The sequence below is a fragment of the Streptomyces sp. NPDC093598 genome, from assembly GCF_044764825.1.
Lineage (GTDB): Bacteria > Actinomycetota > Actinomycetes > Streptomycetales > Streptomycetaceae > Streptomyces.
Genome location: NZ_JBIWIV010000029.1, coordinates 1 through 24731, shown reverse-complemented (window position 1 = coordinate 24731; position 24731 = coordinate 1). Strand labels below are relative to the sequence as shown.

At 69.1% G+C, this 24731-nt stretch carries 17 protein-coding genes and 1 pseudogene; 15 read left to right on the top strand and 3 right to left on the bottom strand.

Annotated elements, in window-relative coordinates; all coding sequences use genetic code 11:
- The first annotated feature begins 629 nt into the window (after positions 1 to 629).
- The 3 genes from ACIRDU_RS38260 (at position 630) to ACIRDU_RS38250 (ending at position 6041) form a co-directional block, all read left to right on the top strand.
- Positions 630 to 3161: a Helicase associated domain protein gene (locus ACIRDU_RS38260; protein ID WP_403588779.1), complete on the top strand. Its 2532-nt coding sequence runs from the start codon at positions 630 to 632 to the stop codon at positions 3159 to 3161.
- 535 nt (positions 3162 to 3696) lie between these two features.
- Entirely contained in the window at positions 3697 to 4962 is a 1266-nt protein-coding gene (locus tag ACIRDU_RS38255) for a ParA family protein (RefSeq protein ID WP_403588777.1), read from the top strand.
- Entirely contained in the window at positions 4959 to 6041 is a 1083-nt protein-coding gene (locus ACIRDU_RS38250; RefSeq protein ID WP_403588775.1) for a ParB/RepB/Spo0J family partition protein, read from the top strand. The genes ACIRDU_RS38255 and ACIRDU_RS38250 overlap by 4 nt, the downstream gene beginning before the upstream one ends.
- 112 nt (positions 6042 to 6153) lie before the next feature.
- Here the strand turns inward: ACIRDU_RS38250 and ACIRDU_RS38245 are convergent, their stop codons facing one another.
- Positions 6154 to 6273 (bottom strand): transposase, encoded by a 120-nt coding sequence (locus tag ACIRDU_RS38245; RefSeq protein ID WP_403588773.1) that lies wholly within the window; start codon positions 6271 to 6273, stop codon positions 6154 to 6156.
- A gap of 272 nt (positions 6274 to 6545) precedes the next feature.
- On the opposite strand from ACIRDU_RS38245, the gene tap reads away from it, so the two are divergent.
- The 7 genes from tap to ACIRDU_RS38210 all read left to right on the top strand — a co-directional run bounded on the left by tap (position 6546) and on the right by ACIRDU_RS38210 (position 14598).
- Positions 6546 to 8768, top strand: coding sequence for a telomere-associated protein Tap (gene tap / locus ACIRDU_RS38240; protein ID WP_403588771.1), 2223 nt, complete (start codon positions 6546 to 6548; stop codon positions 8766 to 8768).
- 12 nt (positions 8769 to 8780) lie between these two features.
- Positions 8781 to 9338 (top strand): telomere-protecting terminal protein Tpg, encoded by a 558-nt coding sequence (gene tpg / locus ACIRDU_RS38235; protein WP_403588769.1) that lies wholly within the window; start codon positions 8781 to 8783, stop codon positions 9336 to 9338.
- A gap of 859 nt (positions 9339 to 10197) precedes the next feature.
- Entirely contained in the window at positions 10198 to 10650 is a 453-nt protein-coding gene (locus tag ACIRDU_RS38230; RefSeq protein ID WP_403588767.1) for a MarR family transcriptional regulator, read from the top strand.
- Positions 10650 to 10961 (top strand): replication initiation protein, RepL2, encoded by a 312-nt coding sequence (locus tag ACIRDU_RS38225; RefSeq protein ID WP_361311843.1) that lies wholly within the window; start codon positions 10650 to 10652, stop codon positions 10959 to 10961. The genes ACIRDU_RS38230 and ACIRDU_RS38225 overlap by 1 nt, the downstream gene beginning before the upstream one ends.
- 696 nt (positions 10962 to 11657) lie before the next feature.
- Complete coding sequence (locus ACIRDU_RS38220; RefSeq protein WP_403588783.1) at positions 11658 to 12689, top strand: bifunctional DNA primase/polymerase; 1032 nt, start codon at positions 11658 to 11660, stop codon at positions 12687 to 12689.
- Positions 12686 to 14200: a phage/plasmid primase, P4 family gene (locus tag ACIRDU_RS38215; protein WP_403588765.1), complete on the top strand. Its 1515-nt coding sequence runs from the start codon at positions 12686 to 12688 to the stop codon at positions 14198 to 14200. The genes ACIRDU_RS38220 and ACIRDU_RS38215 overlap by 4 nt, the downstream gene beginning before the upstream one ends.
- Positions 14197 to 14598 carry a DUF6009 family protein gene (locus ACIRDU_RS38210; RefSeq protein WP_403588763.1) on the top strand — a complete coding sequence of 134 codons (402 nt, stop codon included), beginning with the start codon at positions 14197 to 14199 and terminating at the stop codon, positions 14596 to 14598. Before ACIRDU_RS38215 ends, ACIRDU_RS38210 begins: the two co-directional genes overlap by 4 nt.
- A gap of 168 nt (positions 14599 to 14766) precedes the next feature.
- On the opposite strand, the gene ACIRDU_RS38205 is transcribed toward ACIRDU_RS38210, so the two are convergent.
- Positions 14767 to 17031: an MMPL family transporter gene (locus tag ACIRDU_RS38205; protein WP_403588761.1), complete on the bottom strand. Its 2265-nt coding sequence runs from the start codon at positions 17029 to 17031 to the stop codon at positions 14767 to 14769.
- A gap of 715 nt (positions 17032 to 17746) precedes the next feature.
- Between ACIRDU_RS38205 and ACIRDU_RS38200 the strand changes: the two genes are divergently transcribed.
- The 5 genes and pseudogenes from ACIRDU_RS38200 (at position 17747) to ACIRDU_RS38180 (ending at position 23255) form a co-directional block, all read left to right on the top strand.
- A complete protein-coding gene (locus ACIRDU_RS38200) occupies positions 17747 to 19198 on the top strand; it encodes a phage/plasmid primase, P4 family (RefSeq protein ID WP_403588781.1) in 1452 nt (483 codons plus the stop codon).
- Positions 19195 to 19401 (top strand): annotated as a pseudogene (locus ACIRDU_RS38195) (DUF6009 family protein); the annotation flags it as partial. The gene ACIRDU_RS38200 and the pseudogene ACIRDU_RS38195, both read left to right, overlap by 4 nt.
- 162 nt (positions 19402 to 19563) lie before the next feature.
- A complete protein-coding gene (locus ACIRDU_RS38190) occupies positions 19564 to 21090 on the top strand; it encodes an FAD-dependent monooxygenase (protein ID WP_403588759.1) in 1527 nt (508 codons plus the stop codon).
- 107 nt (positions 21091 to 21197) lie between these two features.
- Positions 21198 to 22103 (top strand): NAD(P)H-binding protein, encoded by a 906-nt coding sequence (locus ACIRDU_RS38185; RefSeq protein WP_403588757.1) that lies wholly within the window; start codon positions 21198 to 21200, stop codon positions 22101 to 22103.
- A gap of 279 nt (positions 22104 to 22382) precedes the next feature.
- Entirely contained in the window at positions 22383 to 23255 is an 873-nt protein-coding gene (locus ACIRDU_RS38180) for a 4'-phosphopantetheinyl transferase family protein (protein ID WP_403588755.1), read from the top strand.
- A 104-nt stretch (positions 23256 to 23359) separates the two neighbouring features.
- Here ACIRDU_RS38180 and ACIRDU_RS38175 read toward each other — a convergent pair whose 3' ends face one another.
- Positions 23360 to 24283, bottom strand: coding sequence for a ScbA/BarX family gamma-butyrolactone biosynthesis protein (locus ACIRDU_RS38175; RefSeq protein ID WP_403588753.1), 924 nt, complete (start codon positions 24281 to 24283; stop codon positions 23360 to 23362).
- Positions 24284 to 24731 lie beyond the last annotated feature (448 nt).

Below are 24731 nucleotides of genomic sequence, written 5' to 3'. Positions count from 1 at the left end.
CCCGCGGAGCGGGTCCCTTCGGGCTGCGCCCGAAGCAAGCGAACTCCCGTGCTGCGCACGGGAGTTGCGCTCACGCTCCGCGTGAGCGCTATTGCTCGCTGCGCGAGCAACCCACCCGCCTTGCTGCGCAAGGTGGGTGACACTCCGTCCGCTGCGCTCCCGGAGCTAAGGGGTCTGCGACCCCTTCGGGGCAGCTTCCGCTGCGCTCCAGCCACCCTACGGCGCGCTGCACCAAGAGGCCCGGCCCACAACCAACCCACCCTCACCGCAGAAGTCCAAAACCACACCCTGCTTTGAGAGCTGTGCGGCCATTGCGTGCATGGGTTTGAGAAGGGGAACCGGTTCGGCTCAAAACGTTAAGATTCGATACTGAACACCCCATGCCACCAAGACAGAGTCACGACACCATATGCTTCAATCTGATGCCGCGATACACTCTGGAACCAGATGATCCCAAGAATAGGGAAAGTCTGTTTGCCGCAGGTTGATTGCGCGGGTCTCAGGTCCGGGCGGCCATCCCCTCTCGGGTGAAGATGGCCTCAGGCACCGCCATGGTCGATGTGCATGGTGGTTGGTCGGGTTGAGCAAGTGGGAACGCTTGTCTGGCTCCGTTGGGAAGGGCCGAAGGAATGGCTGTGAAACTCCGTCCTCATCAGCGAGAAGCCGTGGGCGCGGTACTCCGGGCGCTCGAACTTCCTGCACGGCCCACGGTGTCTGAGCGGGGTCTGCGCACGCAGGTGATCATGGCGACCGGGTCCGGCAAGAGCCTCGTGGCCGCCCGGAGCGCTGAGGAGCTCCGGGCGGGTCGGGTTCTGGTGCTCGTTCCCTCCCTGGACCTGCTCGCCCAGACCGAGGCCGCATGGCGCGAGGGAGGCCGCACGGGCCCGATGATCGGGGTCTCGTCCCTGCGCGGCGACGACGTGACCTTCCCCAACACCACGGACGTGGAAGAGCTGGTCGACTGGGTGCGGCCGTTCGACAAGGTGACGGTGTTCGCCACGTACGCCTCGCTCGGGCTGGGCACGCTGGAACGCGCGCACCAGGCCGGCCTTCCGGGCTGGGATTTGATCGTGGTCGATGAGGCGCACCGAACATCAGGACGGCTGGGCAAGCCGTGGGCGGTCGTCCACGACAACACACGGATCCCCGCCCTGCGGCGGCTGTACATGACCGCCACGCCCCGGTTGTGGCAGCTTGGCGAGGACAGCGAGCGCGGCGCGCCGGGAGAGCTGGTTGCCTCGATGGACGATGATCCGGACGGGCCGTTCGGGGCGCGCTGTTACACGCTGACGCTGTCGGAGGCGATCGACCGGGGCATCTGTGCGCCGTACCAGGTGGTGTGCGTGGACATCACAGACACCCAGCTCCAGGCCGCCCAGCTCCTCGGCGCGGATGCGCGCTCCGAGCAGGTGCGCGGGGCGCGGCTTGCCGCCCTCCAGACCGCCCTGGTGAAGGCGTCGGCCGAGGAGAACTTTCGGCGCACCCTCGTCTTCCACCACGTCGTGAAGGAAGCCGAAGCCTTCGCTGCCGGCCTTCCGGCCGTCGCCACACAGCTGCACGGCCACGAGCCGCAGCTCTACCCGAAGACCATCTGGGCCGACTGGCTGTGCGGCGACCACAAACCACTGCACCGGCGCCGTGTCCTGGACGAGTTCGCCGACGGGATCGCCACAGACGGCACCGTCGTCGAGAAGGCCTTCCTGGGGTCGGTGAGGGTGCTGGGCGAGGGCGTCGACACCAAGAGTTGCGACTCCGTCTACTTCGCCGACGTCCGCGGCTCCATGCCCGACCTCGTCCAAGCCGTCGGCCGCGCGCTGCGCATGCAGCCCGGCGAGGGGAAGGTCGCCTCCCTCGTGGTGCCGGTCCTCCTCGGGCCTGGGGAGACAGTCGACAGCATGCTCACCTCCCGGGCGTACGGCGGGTTGGCGAAGCTGCTGGAGGCGCTCAGGGCGCACGACGCCCGGGTCGTCGAACAGCTCGCCGAACAGCAGGCACAAAGCCGCGTCAGGGGCGTCCAGAGCCGTTCAGGGGGCCAAGAGGCAGAAGGATGCGAGGGCGAGAGCGGCGGCCCCGTGCTCTCGGTGCCAGCCCAAGCCCTGCTGAAATTCAGCATGCCGCGCGACCCCGCGCTGCTGGCCGCGTTCGTCAACCTGCGCGTCCTCAACCCCGAACACCAGCACTGGCGGCGCGGCATCGAAGCCGCCGGCATCTACGTTCGCCGGCACGGCGACCTGAGGGTCCCTTTCACCTACCGCGTCCCCGACGCCGACGACCAGGAAACGGAAGCCGTTGGATGGCCGGCCTCTCTCGCCGGGTTTCCTCTGGGGCAGTGGGTCGCCGACGCTCGAAGGTCCTACGCCCGCGGCGGCATGGACGCCGGCCGCGTGGCGCAGTTGGAAAAGCTCGGCATGGTCTGGAGCCACTTCGACGTCGCCTGGGAAGAGGGTTTGGCCGCCGCGCGCGGATGGGCCCAGGACAACGGTCACCTGCTGGCCCCGCTGGACGCCACCTACCAGGGCTACCGGGTGGGCATCTGGCTGAAGAACGCCAGGGCCGCCGCACGACGGGCACAGGAGATCGAGCAGCGCCGGGTCGAGGGGCTGTCCGTGGAGTCGGCGGCCGGGGCGCTGTCTGAAGAGCGGCGTGAGCAGTTGGAAGAGATCGACCCCGCCTGGTGCCCCAGCTGGCCGGTGGAGTGGCAACGTGCATTCCACCTCACCCGACAGCACCTCGAAGCCAACGGCAAACTGCCCTTGGGGCCGGGCACCGTAGTGCGCCAGGGCGAAGATCTCGGACGGTGGGTGAGGGCGCAGCGCCTCGGGTGGGACAAGCTCACGACCGTCCAGCAGTGGATGTGCGAACACGTCCTCGGCATCGCACCGGCCGGCGAGGACGAGAAGCCACCCCCGCGCCGGAGCCAGGCCGACAAGTGGGCCCTCAACTACCGGGCCGCCAAGCAGTTCTACGAGCGCGAGGGCCACCTTCGCGTCCCGAGGCAGCACACCGAGCGGATCATCATCAGCGGTGACGGAGGCGACGAGGTTCAAGAGGAGCGGGAGCTCCGTCTCGGAGCATGGGTCGGGAATCAGCGGAGCAGGGCCGCGACGCTCTCCCCCGAGCGGGTCGAGCAACTGTCCGCCATCGGCATGCGCTGGGCATAACTGCACTGTCGGCTGCTCCAGTTCCGTGCGGCGCACCTCTGCGCGGGTTGCGATCCACCGGTAGCCGAGACGCAGCAGGTAGCCTCCGGCCGTCCAGACGGCGTCCGCCGCGCCGCTTCTGCGCCCTTGAAGCAGAACTCCGCCGATGGGTGACAGGGCAATACCTAGGGCGCTACTTGCTGCTGGGATCGGAGATGGGAGTCCGGGGCCCGGGGCCCGCTTCGGCCGCCGGCTCATGTTGGTGGAGTGACGTCCGCTTGGCCATGGGAGACCGAGGTCGTGCTCATGCAGTGGCTGGCTGCTATTACGCCGTAATAGGGAGGGGGCCTTCCTGCATCGTGATGGTCGCCAGCTGTGGTGTTACGCCGCAGGAGCGCGCAGCACCACGAGCCCGAATCAACGTCGCAGCGCAGGACTGGCTATTACGCCGTAATAGCTCCCAGGCAGGCCCCGGGCGCCCCCTGATGACCCAACAGGTAGCCAAACTAACGCGTCAAGGCAGCAATGGATCATGAGCGTTAGTATGGTGTCCTCCATGAGTACGCCAGCCACCTCCAGCGACCGCGAGAAGGTCGTCTCCAAGCTGCCGGGATGGCTCCGGCAGAACCTCAAAATCAGAGCCGCCCAGCACGGCATCGAGATCCAGGCCGCCGTCGAGCAAGGCATCACCGACTGGTGCAACCTGGCCTCCTCCCCCACCCATGTCGACACCGCCGGCGCCAGTTCCTTCTCCACCTTCCTCCCCCACGGCCAATGGGACGAGTTCACACGCACCGCATCCGACCGCCGCGTCTCCCTCGCTCAAGGCCTCGCCCAGTCCATCCAGCTGTGGCTCGACACCCACCCGGCACCTGACGTCGAACGACCCTCCATCACCCGGCGCATCATCGTCTGCAACCAGAAAGGCGGCGTCGGTAAAACCGCCATCACGGCCGGCCTCGGCGAGGCACTCGCCGAAGACCCCAACGCCCTCCACGCCGTACGCGTCGCCAAAGCACTCGCCAAAGCCCTACGCGCCAGCGAAGTGCACGAGGACCACGACGGACAGGAGGCTGATCCACTCGACGTGGAAAACCTCCCCGGACTAGGCCAGCGCGTGCTGCTAGTCGACTTCGACCCCCAGTGCCACCTCACCAACCAACTAGGCGCCTCTCCCCTGCCCATGAACGGCGACAGCCTCACCAACCACATGGCCAGCGACGCCAAAGGCGACCTCCGCGACCTCATCGTCTCCATCGACGACGACGCCTTCGGAGGACGCCTCCACCTCCTGCCCGCCTGCAACGACGCCTTCCTCCTCGACGTGCGCCTGTCCGCAGTGCGCGCCCGCGAGGCCGCCCTGGAGCGCGCCCTTGCTCCGCTGGAGGCCGACTACGACGTCATCGTGGTCGACTGCCCACCCAGCCTCGGCCTCAGCATGGACGCCGCCGCCTACTACGGGCGCCGCCGCGACGGCGAGGCGCCAGGACAGTCCGGCGCGCTGATCGTGGTCCAAGCCGAAGACAGCTCCGCCGACGCCTATGACCTGCTGACCACGCAGATCGATGACCTGCGCGCCGACCTTCAGGTCGATATCGACTACCTCGGCATCGTCGTCAACCTCTACGACTCTCGCCGCGGTTACATCGCCACCTCCTCACTACAGGGCTGGGTCGACATAAAGGATCCGAGAGTCGTGGGCCTCATCGGTGACCTCAAGGAACAGAAGGAAGCAGTACGAGTGAAGAAACCTCTCCTGTCATACGCGCCGAAATCGCAGCAGGCGATCGGCATGCGCGCCCTGGCCAGGGAGGTGTCGTGAGCAAGGCCGACCAGCTGGGAGCCGGCCGCTTCGGCGGGGGAGCGCGGCCTGTCAGTGCCCGCCGACAGGCCGTCGCAGCGGCGACCGGCGTGCCGACCGACGGCGTCGCCCCTCCCACGGAGCTCCCCCCGCATCGAATCAGCCTCAACCCTGACAACCCCCGATCCAGCCTCGGAGACCTCACCGATCTCGCAGGCAGCCTCCGGACCCACGGGCAGAAGCAAGCGATCACGGTCATGAACCGCGACGCCTACATCAAGGCCAACCCGGAGCGGGAAGCCGACCTCGAGCCAGACACCACCCACGTCGTTATCGACGGCAGCAGCCGACTCGCCGCCGCACGCGACGCCGCCCTCGCCACCATCAAGGTGATGGTCAGCGACGACCAGGGCGCCAACTCGGAAGAGCTCCTCGAAAGCGCCCTCGTCGCCAACATCCATCGCCAGGACCTGTCAGAGCTGGACGAAGCCCGTGCCCTGCAACGACTCCTAGCCATCCACGGCAGCCAGACCGCTCTGGCGAAGAGGCTTCATCGCTCCCAGGGGTGGGTGTCACAACGGCTCGCTCTGCTCAGTCTCACCCCTGAACTTCAGGCCCGTATCGGTGACGAGCCCATCGATCTGCTGCGTGCTGTGGGAAGCAAGCCGCCTGAGCAGCAGGGGCCGGCACTCGCGGCGCTCAAGCAGGAGCGAGCCCGCAAGGAGGCAGAAAAGCGGGAGCGCAAACGCTCGAAGCAGACCGAGCTCGACGCCCCAGCCGCTCAGGCGGCCGGAACGGCGGACGGCTATTACGGCGTAATAGAGGGTGGTGGCGCGGACGGGCATCCCTCCCCCTCCCCGGAGCATGAGACCGCGGGCGGTCAGGCGCGCCCAGAGGGGGAAGCGCCAACTCTTCCCGCACAGCCAACCGCCACTGAGATCGCCACTGTTGGAGGAGAGCAGCAGCCCAAGCGGTTCCCGTACGAGGACGGCGTGTCCGCGGCGTGGTACCTGATCCACAAGATGCCGCCCGACGAGTTCAACAAGATGTTGGACCGGCTCAACAAACACAGGGACGGCCAGCCCATCTCTGCCGGGTGACCTGCCGCGCCAGACGGCTGGGCGTTCTGTGCTGGGGCCATCCCAAGTGATCAGGCCCTTCGCGTCCGCCTGGGCCTGGAGCTGACAGGTCGTAGACCCGGTCCAACGGGCCTTACCGCTCGGGCACATCGCGCCACGGAGCATCCGTCCGGTTCCGCCACCGTATGCCGTCTATCAGCTGCCGCCGTGTCCACACCGGCGGACGGCCCGGCTTGACCCCCTTCGGCAGCATCGGCTCGAGCCGGGCCCACTGGCCGTTCGTCAGATCACCACGCCCCCCAGCGCGTGATCATTCACAACCAAGATCTACTTTCGCAACAGGCACTGGACGAGAGCCAGCCGACCCGGGCGCGCAGGGAGCGCGCCGCGCGCTCGCCGCATGCCTCAGATCAGGCAGGTGCCGGGCAAGATCAGCTTCCTCGTCCACCACGAGGAGCGAGATGTACGGCTAACGTACGCGAATCGTACGGTTTCCGCGATAGGGTGATCACTAGGAGGTGTTTCATGTCCGAGTTGTTCGACGCGGTCGATGCGCTGGTCGCCTCCCGCGCTGCGCTGCCGCCGGTGGAGGAGCGCAAGCGTCTGCGTCAGGCTCACGGTCTGACGCTCGACGAGGTGGCTGCCGCGCTGAAGGTGCGCCGGGCGACGGTTTCCGGCTGGGAGTCGGTCAAGAAGCCGGTCGAGCCGCGCGGGCCGGAGCGGGAAGCGTATGCGCGGCTGTTGAACAAGCTCGCGGAGCTCTATCCCGTGCCCGACGCGGCCTCGGCGACGGCCGGCGGCCGACTCGACCCGGCGGAGCAGTCTCATTCCTCAGGCTCGGCTGCGGACGCCGCGCCGACCACTGAACGTGAGATCACTCAGACCGTCCCCGCGCCCGCCGCTCCCGTCGAAGAGGCCGCCCTGCGCCCGGCACGCGCCGTCAGTGGCGCGTCGACGTCACGCCGCCCTGCCGTTCGGAGCGCCGCCCCGCCCAACGCCCCGGCGAGCGGCACCGACGCGCGTTTCGAGAACGGGCCGCTCGCGGTGGTCGACGTCGACGCCGACGGCCGGGTCCTCGCACACTGCACGGGCGGCCTGGTCCTGGACGTGCCTGCCAAGAGCATCGCCGCCCTGGTGGACTGGACACTGACGGAGGCGAAGCTCGGGCAGCAGAGGCTGTCCGGCCCGGGCAAGGACGCCGACCCGCTGCTCGTGCTCACCGAGGCTGCCCTGGAGCGGTACGGGCTGCCGGTCACCCTGACGGACGGGGAGCGACGCGCCGGGCGGATTCCGGAGAACCACAAGGTCATCAAGCAGCTGGCGCGTGCCGACTGGAAGCTCACGAAACGAGGGTTCGGGCCGTGGGCGCGGATCTACCGCCCGGCCACCGGGTCGGAGCGGGCGTGCGTGCAGCTGTGCATCCCCTCCTGGCACGCGCTCGACACACGTCACTGGGGCAATGCCGCTGAGCTTCCGCCGGCGGAGCTCGCCCGGGTGCTGGGCGTGTACGCGTCGCGGGTGATGACGCCGCGCGGCTCCACCGCTGTGACCGGCCTGGAGCTGATGACCGCGCTGCACCCGCCGACCCGCGCCTCCGAACCCGACGAGACGGGCAAGCGGCACTCCGAGCACAACCCCGGTTCCCTGGGCAAGGAGCCGGTCGACTGCGCCCCGTGCGAGGCCCCGGACGGACACCCGCTCCTGGCGGACCTGCCGCGCTTCCACGTCCGCGGCCCGGCGGAGAAGCTGTTCGAGGAAGCCTGTGACTGGGCTCGGCCGATGACCGACGCCGAATGCACCCTGCGGCACTTGGTCGGCATCGACGTGAACATGGCCTTCGCCGCCGGAGCCAACGGTCTGGTCGTCGGGCTCGGCGCTCCGACTCACGTCAAGCAGCCGATGTTCGACCCGAAGCTGCCGGGCTCATGGCTGGTTGACCTGTCCCACGTGGATCTGTCCCGGGTGAAGATCGGCAGGGACAAGTGGGCCGAGCTGGACGCCGGCTTGCTGCCCAGTCCGTTCACGCCGAAGGGCGAGCGTCCCGAGGGCCCGGCTTGGTACGCGACACCGACCGTGGCGTACGCGGTGGAGCTCGGTTACGAGGTCCGGCCGATCGAGGCGTGGGTGCGCTACGAGAGCGGCCGCTACCTGGACGGCTGGTACCAGCGGCTACGCGATGCCTACGTGGCCACGATGGCCGATCTCGGCGTGCATGCGGACATGGAGCCGGCGGACTTCCTGGCGGCGATGAACGGCTACGGGGAGCACGATCCCGAGTTGGCGATCGTCGTCTCAGCCATCAAGGCGACGGTCAAGGGCGGCCTGGGCAAGTTGCGCGAACGTCCACGCGGGGAGGGCTGGCGGCCGGGCCAGCCGTGGCGGGCGCTGTCGCGCCCGACGTGGCGGCCGGACATCCGCGCAGCGGTCATCTCCCGTACGCGCGTGAACCTGCACCGGAAGATCATCAAGCACGCGGCCTTCACCGGCCAGTACCCCGTTGCAGTCCTGTCCGACTGTGTCGTGTACGCGGCCGGAGGCACCAGTCCGCTGGACTTCCTGCCCTACCGGGACGGCAAGCCGCTGCCCGGCGGGTTCAAGGTCGGCGTCAACCCGGGCCTGGTCAAGCACGAGGGCACCCAGACCGTCCTGTGGGGCGAGGAGGTCCGCGAGCGGTTCAACGCTCCGGAGCTCAACCTCGCCCGGTACATCAAGGACGGCACCGTCACCGACGTCGACAGCGGAGAGTAGGAGAGGGCGACGATGAGTCTGTTCGGTGACGGCCTGGAAGCCGCGGTGCAGAAGGCGTTCACCCGCCCGGCACCCAAGACCGCGCCCGCGCAGATGCGGTACCTGGTCAAGCAACTCAAGAGCACCAGGGCAGTCGCCCAGATGCTGCGCATCTCCCAGCGCACCGTCGAGCGGTACGTGAAGAACCAGATCAAGAAGCCGCGGCCGGACCTCGCCGCGCGCCTGGAGCGCGAGGTGAACAAGCGGTGGCAGCCGCAGATCCGGGCCAAGGCCCGGCAGAGGGCGGCGACGACCGGCGGCATCGTCATCGACACCCGCGCCCGCATCGGCTACACGGCGCCGGTGGGCACGACCGACGACGCCCGGATCCGGCATCTGACCGTGGCGCTGCCGCCGCAGTACGCCGCCCGTCTCTTCGACGCCCAACAGGCCGGTGTCAGCGACCAGCAGTTGCAGCAGATCGCAGCCGAAGGGCTCAAGGAGATGTACTTCCAGGACGGCGGCCGCCGCGCCGGCAGTCTGGAGGAAGTCCGCTTCACCGACATCGAGCACATCGAGTTCGACCTCTAGCAGCAGTGGTCCGCGCAGCCTGAGTGCCCGGACCGCTCAGCCCGGGCTCACTCGCGACTGCCATCCGACCTCGAGCACGTCTCGCGCAGAAGTCTCCTGCTGGGACCTGCAGGTGGTCCGGTGCGGGTCACAACCCAGGCCGCAGCTGCCATCGCCCGTCATGAGACTGCGAGCCGACAACACTTACGGGGAGTGGCTGAGCAGCGTGGTACCAGGGGCCTTCGCCGGCCCCTGGACCCCGCTGCCCCGCCGCTCCCCGGCGCGAAACGGTTTCGTCGTGGCACAGGCCGTACGCGCCGGGGAGCGGCGGGTACGGGTGGGCGGAGGTTCCCTGAGACGGGCACCTGCGGTGGGGGGAGTCCTCGCTGTGACTGCGGGCCGGAACGGGGCTCGGCTGTGGGGTGAGGTTCGTTCGTTTCCCCGCAGGTGCCGTTCCAGGTTGGTGACGAGCTGAGCACGCCGTCCGGGCGTGCACAAGTGCAGAGGTGGCGTGGGCCGTGAGCTGAACGGCGCGGCTCCTGTTGAAATAAGAGAGCGCGCTTGCCAATCAGCATCTGACCTGCACAGATACCTCGAACAACCACGACCGTAGGAACTGGCAGGCAGTTCCTAGAACAGTAGAGGGCGTTCACAGGAACTGGGTGCCACGATCCTACGGTCGTGGCAAATTGACGTGACGTACATGAGTCGGCAGTGGCGCGGCCGCATCCGGAGGCCCTGAACCCTGAGCGGGTCGGCAGGAGACACGGTCGGCAGGCAGGGTTGATTGACTTCCTGCTCATGTACGTTAAGTTCATTTGGTCGGCCTCGAAGCCGCCTCCATGAACCGTCAGACAACCCCCGTTTACGGAGGGCCCCGTTGGGAGCAGTACGCAGGCTGGTTGATGCCGAGACTGGCGAGGCGGTGCCCTATGCGCCCTATGCCTTCTCCGGCAGGCACACGCAGGTCGACAAGGCGCGTGTCGAGGCGATCACCGAATCCAAGGCGTTCACGCCCAGTCAGAAGTTCCTCGTCCTGTGGTGGATCGGAGTCTCGCCCGAGGGCATGGAACCGTTGAGGGCCACCGGGGCCGACATCGCGAAGCGGGTGGGGATGTCCACCGACGCTGTGGGGAAAATCAACAGGAAGTTGGCCAAGCACCGCATCCTGATCGTCCGCGGACGCGTCGGCAACTACAACTTCTACCGGATCAGCCCGTACATCGCCTTTCACGGAACGGGACTCGAGCAGCGTGAAGCGGTGAAGACGTGCAACCCGCCGGACATCCCCGGATTCGACGAGAACGTGCCTGCACGGTGGGAGGCTCAGTGATCAGTAGCGACGACAAGCAGAAGAACCTTCAGCTGCTTGAGAAGACGGCAGGCATGACCGCCAACCAGCGTCTTGTCGTCATGCTCTATGCCCTGCATCCGACCGATCGGTCCGGAGCCGTACTCGAGACCGCAGCCAACCTGGCCAAACTCGTCGGAATGGCCGCGCCCGTCTTCTCCCGCACGCGCAAGCAGGTCATCGAGGCCGGCTGGCTCGAGGAGACCGAGAGGCTCGGCCACATCAGGTACTACCGGCTCGCCCCCAAGCGCATGGGTGAGAACGTCGTCGTCCACCTCCGCCGCGCAACCTGACGTCCAACAGACCGCACCTCATTGACGTGGAGTACATGAGGAGCGGTCTGCAGGACCGTTCCTCTTGACCCTCGGGCAAGGAGGACCGGTCCTGCAGAGGGCACGCGGACGGCCGCAGGGGATGCGTCCGCATCCCTGGTCTCGCTGGAGAGTCGCTTCAGTCGCCGCCCGGGGATCCGGGCAGGGGGTGCCTCATCGCGCAGCCTGCAGCAGCGACTGAAGAACAGCGACGGGACGCACGGCCAGTCTCTGCTGACCGTCGCGGAAAACCCCAGGTCAGAGTCGGTGCCAAGACCAGGCAGCGACTGAAGCGACCCAAGGGCCGGTATATGGGGGGGAGTGGGTCGTGCTCTGTGTGCGCGCGTGGGAGTCATATATAGGGGCTTGAGTCGCTTCAGTCGCTGCCTGGTCTTGCTTGAGGCTTGTGACCTGCGGTTTCGCTCAGCAGTTGAAGAAGTCACCCGGACAACTCCAGTCGCTGCACCGCTCTCTGAGTCGCTCGATGTCCCGGTAACGCGTTGTGTTTCAGTTTCCTCAGGTGTTTACTTCTGCCATCCCCGTTTCGCTAGTCTGTTCCAGTCGTTCAGTCGCTTGAGTCGCTCATGGGGGATGCGCATGGGTTCTGAGCTGCCTTTTTTACGTAGCGACTCACGGGGATCGGGTGTCGAGCGGACGGGCAACTCGCGTTCACTGGCGATCGCCCGATGGTGTGCCAGTCGGGGTTGGCCGGTTCATCCCCTTGCTCCCGGCCGCAAGACGCCGGCGGGCAACTGTGCGTCGTGTCGGGAGTCCGGCCACACCCACGTAGGCTGCGGCTGTTCCGCCGCGGGCCGCTGGTGCCATGGATTCCGTGCCGCCACGCTGGACGTGACCAGGATCGAGCAGTGGTGGGGTGCCCACCCGGGACTGGGCGTGGGAGTCGCCTGCGGCCCCGCAGGGCTGGTGATCATCGATATCGATGCCCACGAGAGGTGCCTGCCCGAGCGGGACCGTTTGCTGCCCGGCATCGGAATCCCGGATGATGTCGACCTGACCGGACTCGCCAATGGGTTTCACACCCTCGGTCTGCTGGCCGCACTGCGGGGCGTCACCAGCCCCGCCGACGACGACACGACGCTGCGCGTGCGCACGCCGTCCGGTGGCCTTCACGTGTGGTATCGGGCACATCCCGGGCATCAGTGGCAGTGTTCCACCGGGTCGGGCGGCGGCCGCGCGCTTGCCTGGCAGGCCGACGTACGAGCCTGCGGTGGGTACATCGTCGCCCCGGGCACTTCGACCGAGGCGGGAACGTACGAGCCCGTGGGTGCCGTACGGGAGCCCGCTCCTCTGCCCGGCTGGCTCGCCCGCGAGTTGGAGCGCACCGGCCACTTGCCGCCCGCGCGCGTGCCGGCCCCCCGGACGGTGCCGCCCCGTGCCCGGCAGGCAGTCATTGCGGCGGGAGGCGGCCGTGGGGCCGCCGGCCGGGCTCTGGCCGTGCTGCTCACCGAAGTGGCCGGCTGCGCCGCCGTACCCGAAGGAGCGGCGTTCTCCGAGAAGTTGAACCGCGCCGCTTACACCGCCGGAGGCCTCGTGGCCGCAGGGCACCTGTCGGCGGACGAGGCGGAACGAGCCCTGGCAGAGGCGGCCGAATGCGCCCGCCCCGGCCAGGAGCGGCGCTACAGAGCCATCATTCGCAGTGGCCTGGGCGCCGGCCGGCTCCGTCCACTGTCGCTGGGAGGCCGAACATGACCTCCGGACATGACGGCGCCCTCTTCGACGCCCAAGCGGTCGCCATGCAGATCCTTGCTCAGCCCGCCCTGGCCCCCCGACAGGGCGGCGAGAGCGCCGCCACTGCCGCTGCGGGCGGCGGCGAGGCGACCGCACACGGACTGCTGCCCGACACGCTCAGCGACCGCGGCAACGCCAAACTGTTCGTCAAGCTGTACTCACACGACTACCGCCATGTGCCCGGCCTCGGCTGGTTCCGCTGGGACGGTACCCGCTGGCAGGCCGACGAGGACGACACTGTCATGTGGGCCGCCGGTGACCTGGCGGAGTCCCTCGCGAGCAGCGACCCGCGCGGGGTGTTCACGCCCGCCGCGCTGCAGCAGCACCGCCGCCGCGCACTCAGCACCAGCGGCATGAACGCAATGCTCACGCAGGCCAGGTCCGCTCCGGGCATGGTGCTCAACGCGTCCATGCTCGACGCGGATCCGTACGCGCTGTGCACCCCGGCCGGCATCGTCGACCTGCGCACCGGACTGATCCGCACGCCGGACCCGGATAAGGACTTCCACTCCCGCTCCACCACCGCGGCCCCGCAGCCGATGCCCACCCCGCGCTGGGACCGGTTCCTCGCCGATACCTTCGGTGACGGACACGAGGGCGCGGAGATGATCGACTTCCTGCATCTGCTGCTGGGCTACTCCATCACCGGGGACGTCGGCGGGCAGGTCATGCCGTTCCTGTTCGGCTCCGGCAAGAACGGCAAGTCGGTGCTCCTGGACGTACTGATGAAGCTGCTGGGCGACTACGCCGACGCCGCGCCGCCGGGGTTCTTGATGGCCCGGCCCTACGAGGGGCATCCGACCGATCTGGCCGAACTGCACGGCCGGCGCGTGATCGTGTGCAGCGAGGTGAAGCCGGGAGACCGGTTCGACGAGGCACGGGTGAAGCTGCTGACGGGCGGCGACCGGATCAAGGCCCGGCGTATGCGGCAGGACTTCTTCAGCTTCGAGCCGACACACAAGCTGTGGCTGCTGGGCAACCACCGGCCGGAGGTCGGGACCGGCGGTTTCGCGTTCTGGCGGCGGATGCGGCTGATCCCGTTCGAGCGGGTGGTGCCCGACGACCGCAAGATCGACAACCTGGCCGACATCCTCGTCACCGAGGAGGGCCCCGGGATCCTCAACTGGCTGATCCTGGGCGCGCGTCGCTACCTGAGCGGCGAGCGGGACCTGACCGGCCCGGAACGGGTGCGGATCGCCACCACGGCGTACGCCGAGACGGAAGACCACACCGGGCGGTTCCTCGCCGAGTCGTGCCGGCTGGAGGGAGATCTGCGGGCGGAACAAGCACGGCTCTACGCGGCCTACAAGGCGTGGTGCCAGAATGAGGGCGCCCCGGCCATCTCGTCACGCGCCTTCGCAGCCCGGGTCCGCGAAGTGGTGGGACTGGCGTCGCCCAAGGAGATGATCCTGTCCAACCAGCGCAAGTACTACCCGGGTATCGGACTGGTTGCCGACGAGGAGACAGAATGAGCGCTCTCATCGCCGAGCACGAGCTCGTTCACGAGACCGACTTCGTCTGGCTCGAGGACATCTCGCGGCTCGACTACGTCCGTCAGAGCCTGGACCGGCTGCCCACCCGGCGCGGCAGGCCGGCGTACCACCGCGACGGGCGCATGGTCGGGTACGCGCTGCTGGGGCCCGGCGCCAAGCCGTCGCGTTCCTCGGGGACGTTCCGGCGCCGGGTTTTCTGGCTGCTGCCGCACGACCGCGACACGCACCCGCAGGGCCTGTACGCGACCGGGGCGCCCGCCGAGGCCGTCGATCCGCGCACGCTGGCGCCCGGCAGCAAGGGCTGCAAGACGGAGCGGTCGGAGGGCGGGCCGCCGTCGTTGGCGATGCGGGAGATGGGGATCACGCGGCCGTTGTGAGCCCCGGGCAGGACCGTTCTCCCGCACGCGCAGCGCCGAGCACATCCGACCTGTCGCATTCTCGACAGCGATCCGGCGTGGTTGGTGCGGAGCGGGGTCCGGTCCCTCAGTCTGTCGGCCGAGGGACCGGTTGGCCGCAGGGCCGTTGTGATCGGCCGTGCGGCATTCTCAGTGCACGAGATCCTGCTCGTATTCCGCCCGACCGCGCGGCACCCTCGCCGCTGCGGAGTGCAGCCGTCGCTGGAGCTTTTCGCCCTCGACGTCGACGTTCGGCAGCAGCCGGTCCAGCCAGCGCGGCAGCCACCAGGCGGAGTCGCCGAGCAGCGAGTGCACGGCGGGCACGATGACCATGCGGACCACGAAGGCGTCGAACAGGACGGCCGCGGCGAGGCCGAAGCCCATCATCGCGACCAGGTCGTCGGCTTCGAAGATGAAGCCGGAGAAGACGCTGATCATGATGATCGCGGCGGCCACGACCACGCGGCCGCTGTGGTGGAAGCCGGTGACGACGGCGTCCTTGGCGGGGGTGCCGTGTACGTACGCCTCACGCATCCGCGTGACCAGGAAGACCTCGTAGTCCATGGCGAGGCCGAAGACCACGCCGATCATGAAGATCGGCAGTGTCGTCATGATGGGGCCGGTCTGCTCGATGCCGAAGAAGCCGGAGGCCCAGCCGAGCTGGAACACCGCGACCAGCGCGCCGAGCGCCGCGCTGACCGAGAGCAGGAAGCCGAGCGCCGCCTTCAGCGGGACCAGGACCGAGCGGAACACCAGCAGCAGCAGGAGGAAGGCCAGGCCGACCACCAGGCCCAGGTAGGGCAGCAGGGCGTCGGACAGGGTCTGGGAGAAGTCGATGAACAGCGCGGTCTGGCCGGTCACGAGGATCTCCGTGGCGCCCGAGGACGCCTGCAGCGCCGTCGCCCGGGCGCGGATGTTCTTGACCAGTTCCTCGGTGGCGGTGTCGGTGGGGCCGGTCTTCGGGACGATGCTGAAGATGGCGGTGTCGCCGGGCTTGTTGGCGGTGGCCGGGGAGACGGAGGCGACGTTGGCGTCCTGCTTCAGCTCCGCGCCGATCTTGTCGCCTGCGGCGGCGGCGTCCTTGCCCTCGACGGTGACCGTCAGCGGGCCGTTGAAGCCGGGGCCGAAGGAGTCGGACAGCAGGTCGTAGGCCTTGCGCTGGGTGGTGTCGGTCGCCATCGTGCCTTCGCCGGGCAGGCCCAGTTCCAGCTTGGTGGCGGGCAGGGCGATCGCGCCGAGGCCGACCACTGCCAGGAGCAGCACTCCGAGCGGGTGGCGCACCACGAAGGACGCCCAACGGGTGGACAGGGCGGGCTTGGTCCGCGCGGCCAGTTTGGCGGCCTTCTTCTCGGACCTGCGCAGCGTGCGCGCCCGCAGCGGCTTCTTGGCCTGGACCAGGCGCCGGTCGGCGACCCGCAGGACCCGGCGCGGCGCGAAGCCGAGCAGGGCGGGCACGAAGGTGACCGCGATCAGCACGGCGACGGCGACCGTGCCCGCCGCGGCGAGCGCCATCTTGGTGAGGATCGGGATGCCGACGACCGCGAGGCCGCCGAGGGCGATGATGACGGTGAGCCCGGCGAAGACGACGGCCGAACCGGCGGTGCCGGTCGCGATGCCCGCGGCCTCCTGGGGCGTGCGGCCCTCGGCGACCTCGGACCGGTAGCGCGAGACGATGAACAGGGCGTAGTCGATGCCGACCGCGAGGCCGATCATCATCGCCAGGGTCGAGGTCGTGGCGGACAGGCCCAGGGTGGAGCCCAGCGCGGTGATGCCGGAGACGCCGACGCCCACGCCGATCAGGGCAGTCAGCAGAGGCATGCCGGCGGCGATCACCGAACCGAAGGTCAGGAACAGCACGATGGCGGAGATCAGCACGCCGACCTGCTCGCCGGTGCCGGAGACGGTCTGCTCGACCGGGACGGCGTCACCGCCGGCCTCGACGGTCAGTCCGCCGTCACGGGCCCGGTCGGTGGCCCTGGTGAGCGCCTCGTGCGCCTCGTCGGTGAGGTCGGGCGCGGTGACCTCGTAGGACACCACCGCGTAGGCGGTACGGCCGTCCCGGCTGACGGTACCGGCGTCGAACGGGTCGGCGACGCCCGCCACTTGGGGCGCCTTGCCGAGTTCGCCGAGGAGCTTGCCGATCGCCGGCTTCTCCTGGGCGATCGTCCTGCCCTCGGGCGCGCGGATCACCACACGGGCGGTGGCGCCGTCGGCGCCCGCGTCGGGGAACTTCTCCTCGAGCAGGTCGAACGCCTTCTGCGACTCGGTGCCCGGCATCGAGAACTGCTCGGTCGGCGGCGTGGGCGCGGAGGAGGCCGCGGCGCCGACGCCGACGACGATCAGCACCCACAGCAGGGTCATGAGGCCGCGCCGCCGGAAGGCGAAGCGGCCGAGTTTGTGCAGGAAGGTAGCCACGGGTAACCGCACTTCCGTCGAGTGGGGGGCAGGAGGATCCGATGCGGCCGACCGCCCGGCTGCGTGCAGGGCGGTGGCTCTGACATGCGTAAACGGTGACCCAGGTGGTGTTTGCGGGGCCGGTCTCTGCGGCGGAACGAGACCGGAGCTCAAGCGCTCATCGAGTAGACGGATCAATTCCGGCCAATGGCTGTGCCCGGCATGTCCGTTGGCAGGGGGCGGCCGTCGTCTCGGCGGCCATCGTCATCGGCGCCCCTCGTACGAGCGGCCGCACGGCCCGGTGGCGGGCAGAAGACGACGACGTAGTGAGTGACCTGGGCTTTGGCCGGGGAAGAAGCCGCTGCCGGGCGTCGTTTCACGGGCTGCCGCAGCGGGTGCCGATCTCAATCTGACGGGGCAGCCGGTTTTTTTCTGTGGTCACTGCGTTGTGCGATCGGGTTTCGATAACGTGTACGCATTAGGGCGAGTGGCTTCGGTCGCTCGTAGGGGGTGCACGGGCGGTTGAGCTGCGTTTTCCCGCAGCGCTCAAGCGGCCCGAGCGGGGGTCCGCCCAGCGGCGGGGGGTTTTGAGCATGGATGGACGGCGTCAAAGACAGACATATCCCTTTTGCCCTCCTGTTTCGCGGCGAGCGTGCCTGACGACGTCGGGCAGGCATGCATGAGCTTCTATCCCGGCAGCAGGCTCCTTTACCCCCGGGTGGCGACGCGGGGGACCATGGACCGGTCGCTGGAGTCGCTCCGGGGTGTACCCTCGCCCCCCGCCCAGGCCTCTGAGGGGTACGCCTGCGCTGAGGGACTGGTGCCGGGCACTCTCAGCGATCGAGGGAACGCGAAGCTGTTCGTGAAGCTCTACGCGGACGCCTATCGGTATGTCCCCGGCTTGGGCTGGTTCCGGTGGGACGCCACCCGTTGGCAGCCGGACGAGGACGACACGGTCACATGGGCGGCCGGGGATTTCGCGGAGCGACTCGCAGCCACTGATCCCCGTGGCGTTTTCACCGCTCAGGCTCTTCAGAAGCACCGTCGCCGCGCTTTGAGCACCGCGGGCATGAACGCGATGCTGAGGCAGGCCAGATCTGCCCCGGAGATCGTCCTCAATGCCTCGTCGCTGGACGCCGATCCCTATGCGCTGTGCACGCCGGAAGGCATCGTCTGCCTGCGTACCGGCAGGATCCGTCCTGCTGCTGCGAACCGGGACTTCCACTCCCGATCCACCACCACCGGCCCACAGGAGATGCCGACGCCGCGCTGGCACCGGTTCCTCGCCGACACCTTCGGCGAGGACGGTGAGGGGACGGAAATGATCCGTTTCCTGCAGCTGCTGCTGGGCTACTCGATCACCGGGGACGTCGGCGGCCACGTGTTGCCGTTCCTTTTCGGTTCCGGCAAGAACGGCAAGTCCGTCCTCCTTGACGTGCTGCTGAAACTCCTGGGTGACTACGCCGACGCGGCCCCGCCGGGTTTCCTCATGACCCGCTCGTACGAGGGTCACCCCACCGATCTGGCCGAGCTCCACGGGCGGCGCCTCATCGTCTCCTCCGAGGTGAAGCCGGGAGATCGCTTCGACGAGGCTCGGGTCACGTACCTCACGGGTGGTGACCGCATCAAGGCTCGTCGCATGCGCCAGGAATACTTCTCCTTCGAGCCGACGCACAAGCTCTGGCTGCTGGGCAACCATCGACCCGTGGTGGGCACCGGTGGCTTGGCGTTCTGGCGCCGCATGCGGCTGATCCCGTTCGAGCGGGTCGTCTCCGACGACCGCAAGATCGACAATCTGGCCGCCCGCCTGGTGAGCGAGGAAGGTCCAGGCATCCTCAACTGGCTCGTCGAGGGTGCCCGTCGGTATCTCGCCGGCGACAGGGACCTCACCGGCCCGGAACGTGTCCGCACCGCCACCACCGTCTACGCGGAGACCGAGGACCACACCGGCCGCTTCCTGGCGGAGTACCGCCGGCTCGAGCCGGACTCGAGTACGGAGCAGGCACAGCTCTACCTGTCGTACCGGACGTGGTGCCAGGACGAGGGCGCCGTCCCCCTCTCCACTCGGGCCTTCGAGGCACAGGTCCGTGAAGCGGTGCGGCCGCTGCCTTTGAAGGAGATGATCCGGTCCGGCCGGCGGAGGCACTACCCGGGCATCGGACTGCTCGCCCAGAAGGAGACAGCATGAGCGCCTTCATCGCAGCGGACGAGATCAGCCACGAGATCGCCCTGGTCCGGCTGGAGGACGTCGAAGAACTCGACTATGTGCGGCAGAGCCTGAACCGGCTGCCGACCCGGTGCGGCAAACCCGCCTACCACCGCGACGGTCGCATGGCCGGCTACGCCCAACTCGGCCCCCGCGCCGAGCTGTCCAGGACGTCAGGGACCTTCGTCAAGGGGCACAAGACCGGGCGGTCGAAAGAGGATCCCGCTCGCCGGGTGCATACGCCCTGACCACCCGCTCGAGGACCGCGCGGGAGCAACGGACGACCACCGCTGCCCACGCGGGACCGTCATCGAACGAACCGGAGCCGTTCCGGAGGGGGAGTCGCTGTGCAGACGCAGGTGGTGGTGGTCGGCGGAGGGCCGGTGGGGTTGTTCCTCGCCTGCGAGCTGGCGGAGTACGGGGTCCGCACCGTGGTCATCGAAGCGCAGACCGCCGTGTCACATCGGCCCAAGGCGACCACGCTGCACGCCCGGACCGTGCAGTGCCTGGTCCGGCGTGGCCACCTCGGAGGGCTCCTCGGAGCTCGTGACCCAGGCACCGGCGGCCCGGCGAGCAGCTCCTTCCACTTCGCCGGAATCCCCGGGCTGGTCGTCTCGGCTCCCGCCTCCGAGCCGGAGCCGATCCTCAAGTGCCCGCAGGACGAACTGGAACGGCTATTCGAGCGGCGGGCACGGGCCGCCGGAGCCCGAATTCTGCGCGGCTACCGCGCGGTCGAGGTGCGCCAGAGCCCGGACGGGGTCCACGTCACGGCGGAAGGCCCGAGCGGACGGGTGAGCTGTGCGGCCGACTATCTGGTGGGGGCGGACGGTGCGCGCAGCGTGGTGCGCGAGCAGGCGGGATTCACATCCCGTTCGTACCCGGCGACCGTGTCCGCGATGGCCGGCGACGTCCGGCTCGTCGACCCGGACGCCCTGCGACCGGGCTGGCACCGCACCCGGCGCGGCTGGATCGTCGCCAAGGACGCACCAGAGCGCACAATGCGGCTGCGGACGCTGAACTGTGCGGGGGCGCACGGCACGCGTCATCAGCCGCTCACCCTGCAGGAGCTGCAGCGCGAGGTTTCCTGGATCGCCGGACGGGACATCGAGATGACGTCACCCCGCTGGCTGAGCAGGTTCAGCGACTTCTCACGGCTCGTCGACTCCTACCGGGCGGGACGGATCCTGCTGGCCGGGGACGCGGCGCACTTGCACTTCCCGATCGGCGGTCAGGGACTCAGCACAGGACTGCTGGACGCGGTCGACCTCAGCTGGAAGCTCGCCTTCACGGTACTCGGCACCGCGGCGAGCACGCTGCTCGACACCTACGACCGGGAACGCCGGCCCGCTGCCCAGCGCGTCATCGACAACACCCGCGCCCAGCTCGCCCTGATGCGGCCCGACCCCGCACTCGACCCGCTGCGTTCCCTGTTCGCCGAGCTGCTGGCCGGGGGAGGGGAGAGCGGAGTCCTCGGCTCTATGATCAGTGCTCAGGACGTGGTCCTCCCGGTGCGCACCACCGACGCCTCCCCCTGGGAGGGGAGGTTCCTGCACAACGTCGCCCTGACCACCCGAGAGGGGCGCACCGATGTGATCGGGCTGCTGCGTGCGAGACGGCCGCTGCTGTTGCTCTTCGGCGGGCGGGGCAGCGGTGACCTGGAGCGGGCGGGGGAGCGGTACGCGCAGCTGCGCGTGGTGCACGCCGCGCCGGTCCCCGAACTCGCCTGTGAGGCGTTGCTCGTCCGGCCCGACGGTTACATCGCCTGGGCGGCGCCGGGCGGCGAGGGGCTGTCTTCCACCCTCGAGGCGTGCTTCGGCGCGGGGACCGCCGAGGGGGACCTGGTGAAGAGCGCTTCCGGCGGACGGATCCACTGATCGTCGGCGGGCTGCCTGCAGGGTGGGCGCCCGGGGGACCTCCGGGTCGGACCTGCGCCCTTGGATGACCCGGCGAGGGTTGCCGGAACAACGAGAAGAGGAGCTGGATGATCCTCGTGACCGGTGCCACTGGCACGGTAGGGCGGGAAGTGGTCCGGCGGCTCCCTGCCGGCCTGCATGTACGCATCATGGCCAGGGACCCGGCGAGGGTTCCGGGTGCGGCCCGGACGATGGAGATCGTCGCCGGGGACCATCGCCTTCCCCGTACGCTGGCCCGTGCGCTGGCGGGGGTGGAGGCTGCGTTCCTCGTCACCACGGACGTCGCCGGTGACAATGACGCCCGTTTCGTCCGCGCGGCGCGCTCGGCCGGTGTACGGCGCGTGGTGAAGCTCTCCGCGGCAGCCGTTCTCGATCCGGAGGCCGACGACCTCATCACCCGGTGGCAGCGAGCCAACGAAGAGCTGCTGCAGGGCTCCGGTATGGAATGGACACTGCTGCGGCCGCGCTCGTTCATGTCCAACACCCTGTCCTGGGCGGCGTCCATCCGCTCCGAACGGGTCGTGCGGGCGCTGTACGGGGCGTCGGCCAACGCCTGTGTGGACCCCCGGGACCTCGCGGAAGTCGCCGCGCGAGTGCTGGCCGAGGGCGGGCACGCCGGAAAGGCGTACACCCTGACCGGGCCGCGGGCGATCACCGCGGCCGAGCAGACCGATCAGCTCGGCCGGCTGCTGGGTGTCCCGCTGCGTCTTGAGGAACTGAGTCCGAAGCAGGCGCGTGTCGCGCTGGGCGCGCGTTTTCCGGCGCCGGTCGTCGAGGCACTCCTGCAGAGCGCGGAACGTCAGCGTGCGGGAGCCAAGGCCCAGCTGACGGACACCGTCGGCGAGATGACGGGGCGTCCGGCGGGAACGTTCCGCGCATGGGCGAACGACCACGTGGAGGCCTTCGGCCCGGAAGCCCGAAGCGGGCCTCGCGCCCTACCCCTCCGGTCCGCGGTGCGGACTGCTTCTCGTTGACAGACCGTCCGTTCTGTTTTTGACTGAGCTGAGCTCCGGCGGTCGGCCCACCCGTATCGTCGCCGTGGCACGCGCAGTCGGCCTGAAGCGGCACCTTCACGGGACTTCAGCCGCCGGGTCCCTGTCGTGCGGGGACCGCCGCTGCCAGGGCGGGTCCCCGGCCGGCGAAGGGACGTGCCGCAGCAGGACCGCCCGCCGTACGTCCCGGAGCTTGCGCCTCACTCGACCACCGCCGCCCGACCACGTCCCCTTACCGGACGGGCATCCTGGAGGATCGCCGTGTCCCCGTTCCCGGGTCCGCACCTGCCGCCCGACCGCCCCATGCTGCCGGCCCCTCGGGACATCGCCGGCGGGCTCGGTGCCCCCGCCTCGTGCACGGTCACGCTGTGGTTCTGTCCCACCGACGCACTCGCACCGGCAGTCGCCGCCACCCTTGCCGCGCAGTGGCTGGACGAGCAGGAGCAGAACACCGCCGAACGGTTCCTGTTCGAGCGCGACCGCCGCCAGTACCTCGTCTCACACGTGCTGGTGCGCCGTGTCCTGGCTCTCGAATGCGGGATACCCGAAGCCGAGTCGGTCATCCGGCGGTCCCCCCACGGCCGGCCCTACCTGCAGAAACCGGCGGGTGGGCTCCCGCGCGGCGGGCCTGAACCGGACTTCAACCTGTCCCACACCGGCGGGCACAACCTGCTCGGCGTGGTTCGCCGCCACCGCATCGGCGTGGATGTCGAGCGGCTCGACCACGGCGACCAGGAGTTCGACACACTGGTGCACACCTTCGCTCCCGAGGAGCAGGAGTGGGTCGCGCAGGCGCGTCCGGGACAGGTCAGGGACAGACGGATCCTCCGGCTGTGGACGCTGAAGGAGGCCTACGCCAAGGCGCGCGGTCTGGGGCTGGGGCTGTCGTTCGGCGCGTTCTCCTTCGAACTGGCGGAGGAACGCGGGGTGCTGGGCTTCCGGCCGGCGCACGGCGATCCGGCCCGACGGTGGCGGTTCATGGAACTGGAACCCGCACCGGGGGTGCTGGCCGCCGTCGCCGTCGTGGCCGACGACGGCGAGGAGCCTGTCCTGGAACTGCGCCACGGCTTTCCGTGGGCCCGGTCCGCACCGCGTGCCCGGGCGGTTCTGGGGGCTGCGCGGGCTGTGTGCTGAGCGGTGGACGCGGCAGCCCCTCCAGCGGTGCGGGCACCTCTTCGCGGCACGGCCGACGGGCCGTTTGGGGCGCAACTCCCGGAGCGGCTACCAGTGCGCCGCGGTCATGGGGGGACGCTGCCCCACGCCCGTGTGCCTTGTCGAAGCCCTGGCGTGATGTCGCCGTGCACATGGGACTCCCAGACCACACGACCGTCCTGACGAGCCGTCACCTGGGCGGTCAGAGGGCCGGAGCCGGGGACGGGAAGGACAGTGGCGTCGATCCAGCAGGGGCGCAGCGGGTCGGGCTGTCGTACGAAGGCGCAGGTGATCTCCGTGATCAGTAGATCGCTGCGGGCTGGGGTGAACAAGGCATGCGTGGCTTGGCGGGCGGCCTCCAGGGCGACGAGGTGGGCGACCGGGCCGCCGTCGTCGGACAGAACCGGGTGGGAGGGATCGGGGGCGAGTCGCCAGGCACCGGCGGCCGCTTCGGTGAGTACGACGTCGTGCGGTGAAGTTCGGCCGAAGAGTTCCGGGAACGCAGCGGCGGAAACGGACCGGGAGACGGGAGGCATGCTCGGGGTACCGGCCGCCGGGACGGACGCTGCGGTGGAAAAGCGCAGATAACCGGTGGCCAATGGCTCGCTCCCGCGGCTCAGGATGAACTCCAGGACGGCCTCCAGGGCTCCTTCACCGTGGTCGACGAGGTCGGAGCAGACCACGTCGAGCTCCAGTTCGGTGGGGACGGGGCCGATGGCGAGACGGCCGGGGGGCACGGTGAGCGAGACGTCCCAGGAGGTGAAGCGGTGGCCGAGCGGGACCCCGTACTCCGTGTGCGCCAGGAACAGTCCGGCCTGACGCATGGTCTCGGCAACCTGCAGCAGGTCGTGATGGCGGGCCGAGGGGCTGAAGTAGGAGTGCGCCCGTGGCCATTGGCCCGTGAGACAGAAGCGGTTCTCCGCGAGACGTGAGCAGCCCGTGAGGAACACCTCGGACAGGGCCGAGCGGTGTACGTACTCGCGGGGGACAGTGGTTGTCAGACGCGGCATGGCGGCCGGTTCCTCGCCGGCCGCACCGTGTGGAACCGGTCCGGGCCGTTGCACTGCAGGGCGTGCCGCTGGCTTCATCCAGTCCCCCATGATGTCGGCCCTACGAAGCGGTCACCATAAGATACGGACGAACCGGTTTTTCCGACACCCCTATCAGCGCCTCCCTCTCCCGACGGGAGCACGGGGAGAGGGCGAGGCTGCTTCACAGGACTGGAGGCGTCGCTGTCAGCCAACTGCCTTGATCCACAAACGTGTTGGGCGTTCCTGTTCATCCGCCGTGGACATGCACCGCGCCTGTCGTCGCCGACAGCGGGAACCAGCTGCATGGTCTCTTCTGGCTGCGACGGATGCCATAACTGATCATTTCAGAATGAGGTTCGGAGTCGTCTCAAGCAGATGATGCTGCAGGCGAGTTGGAGCAGTCCGAGGTGGAGGTCGGCTCGTATCT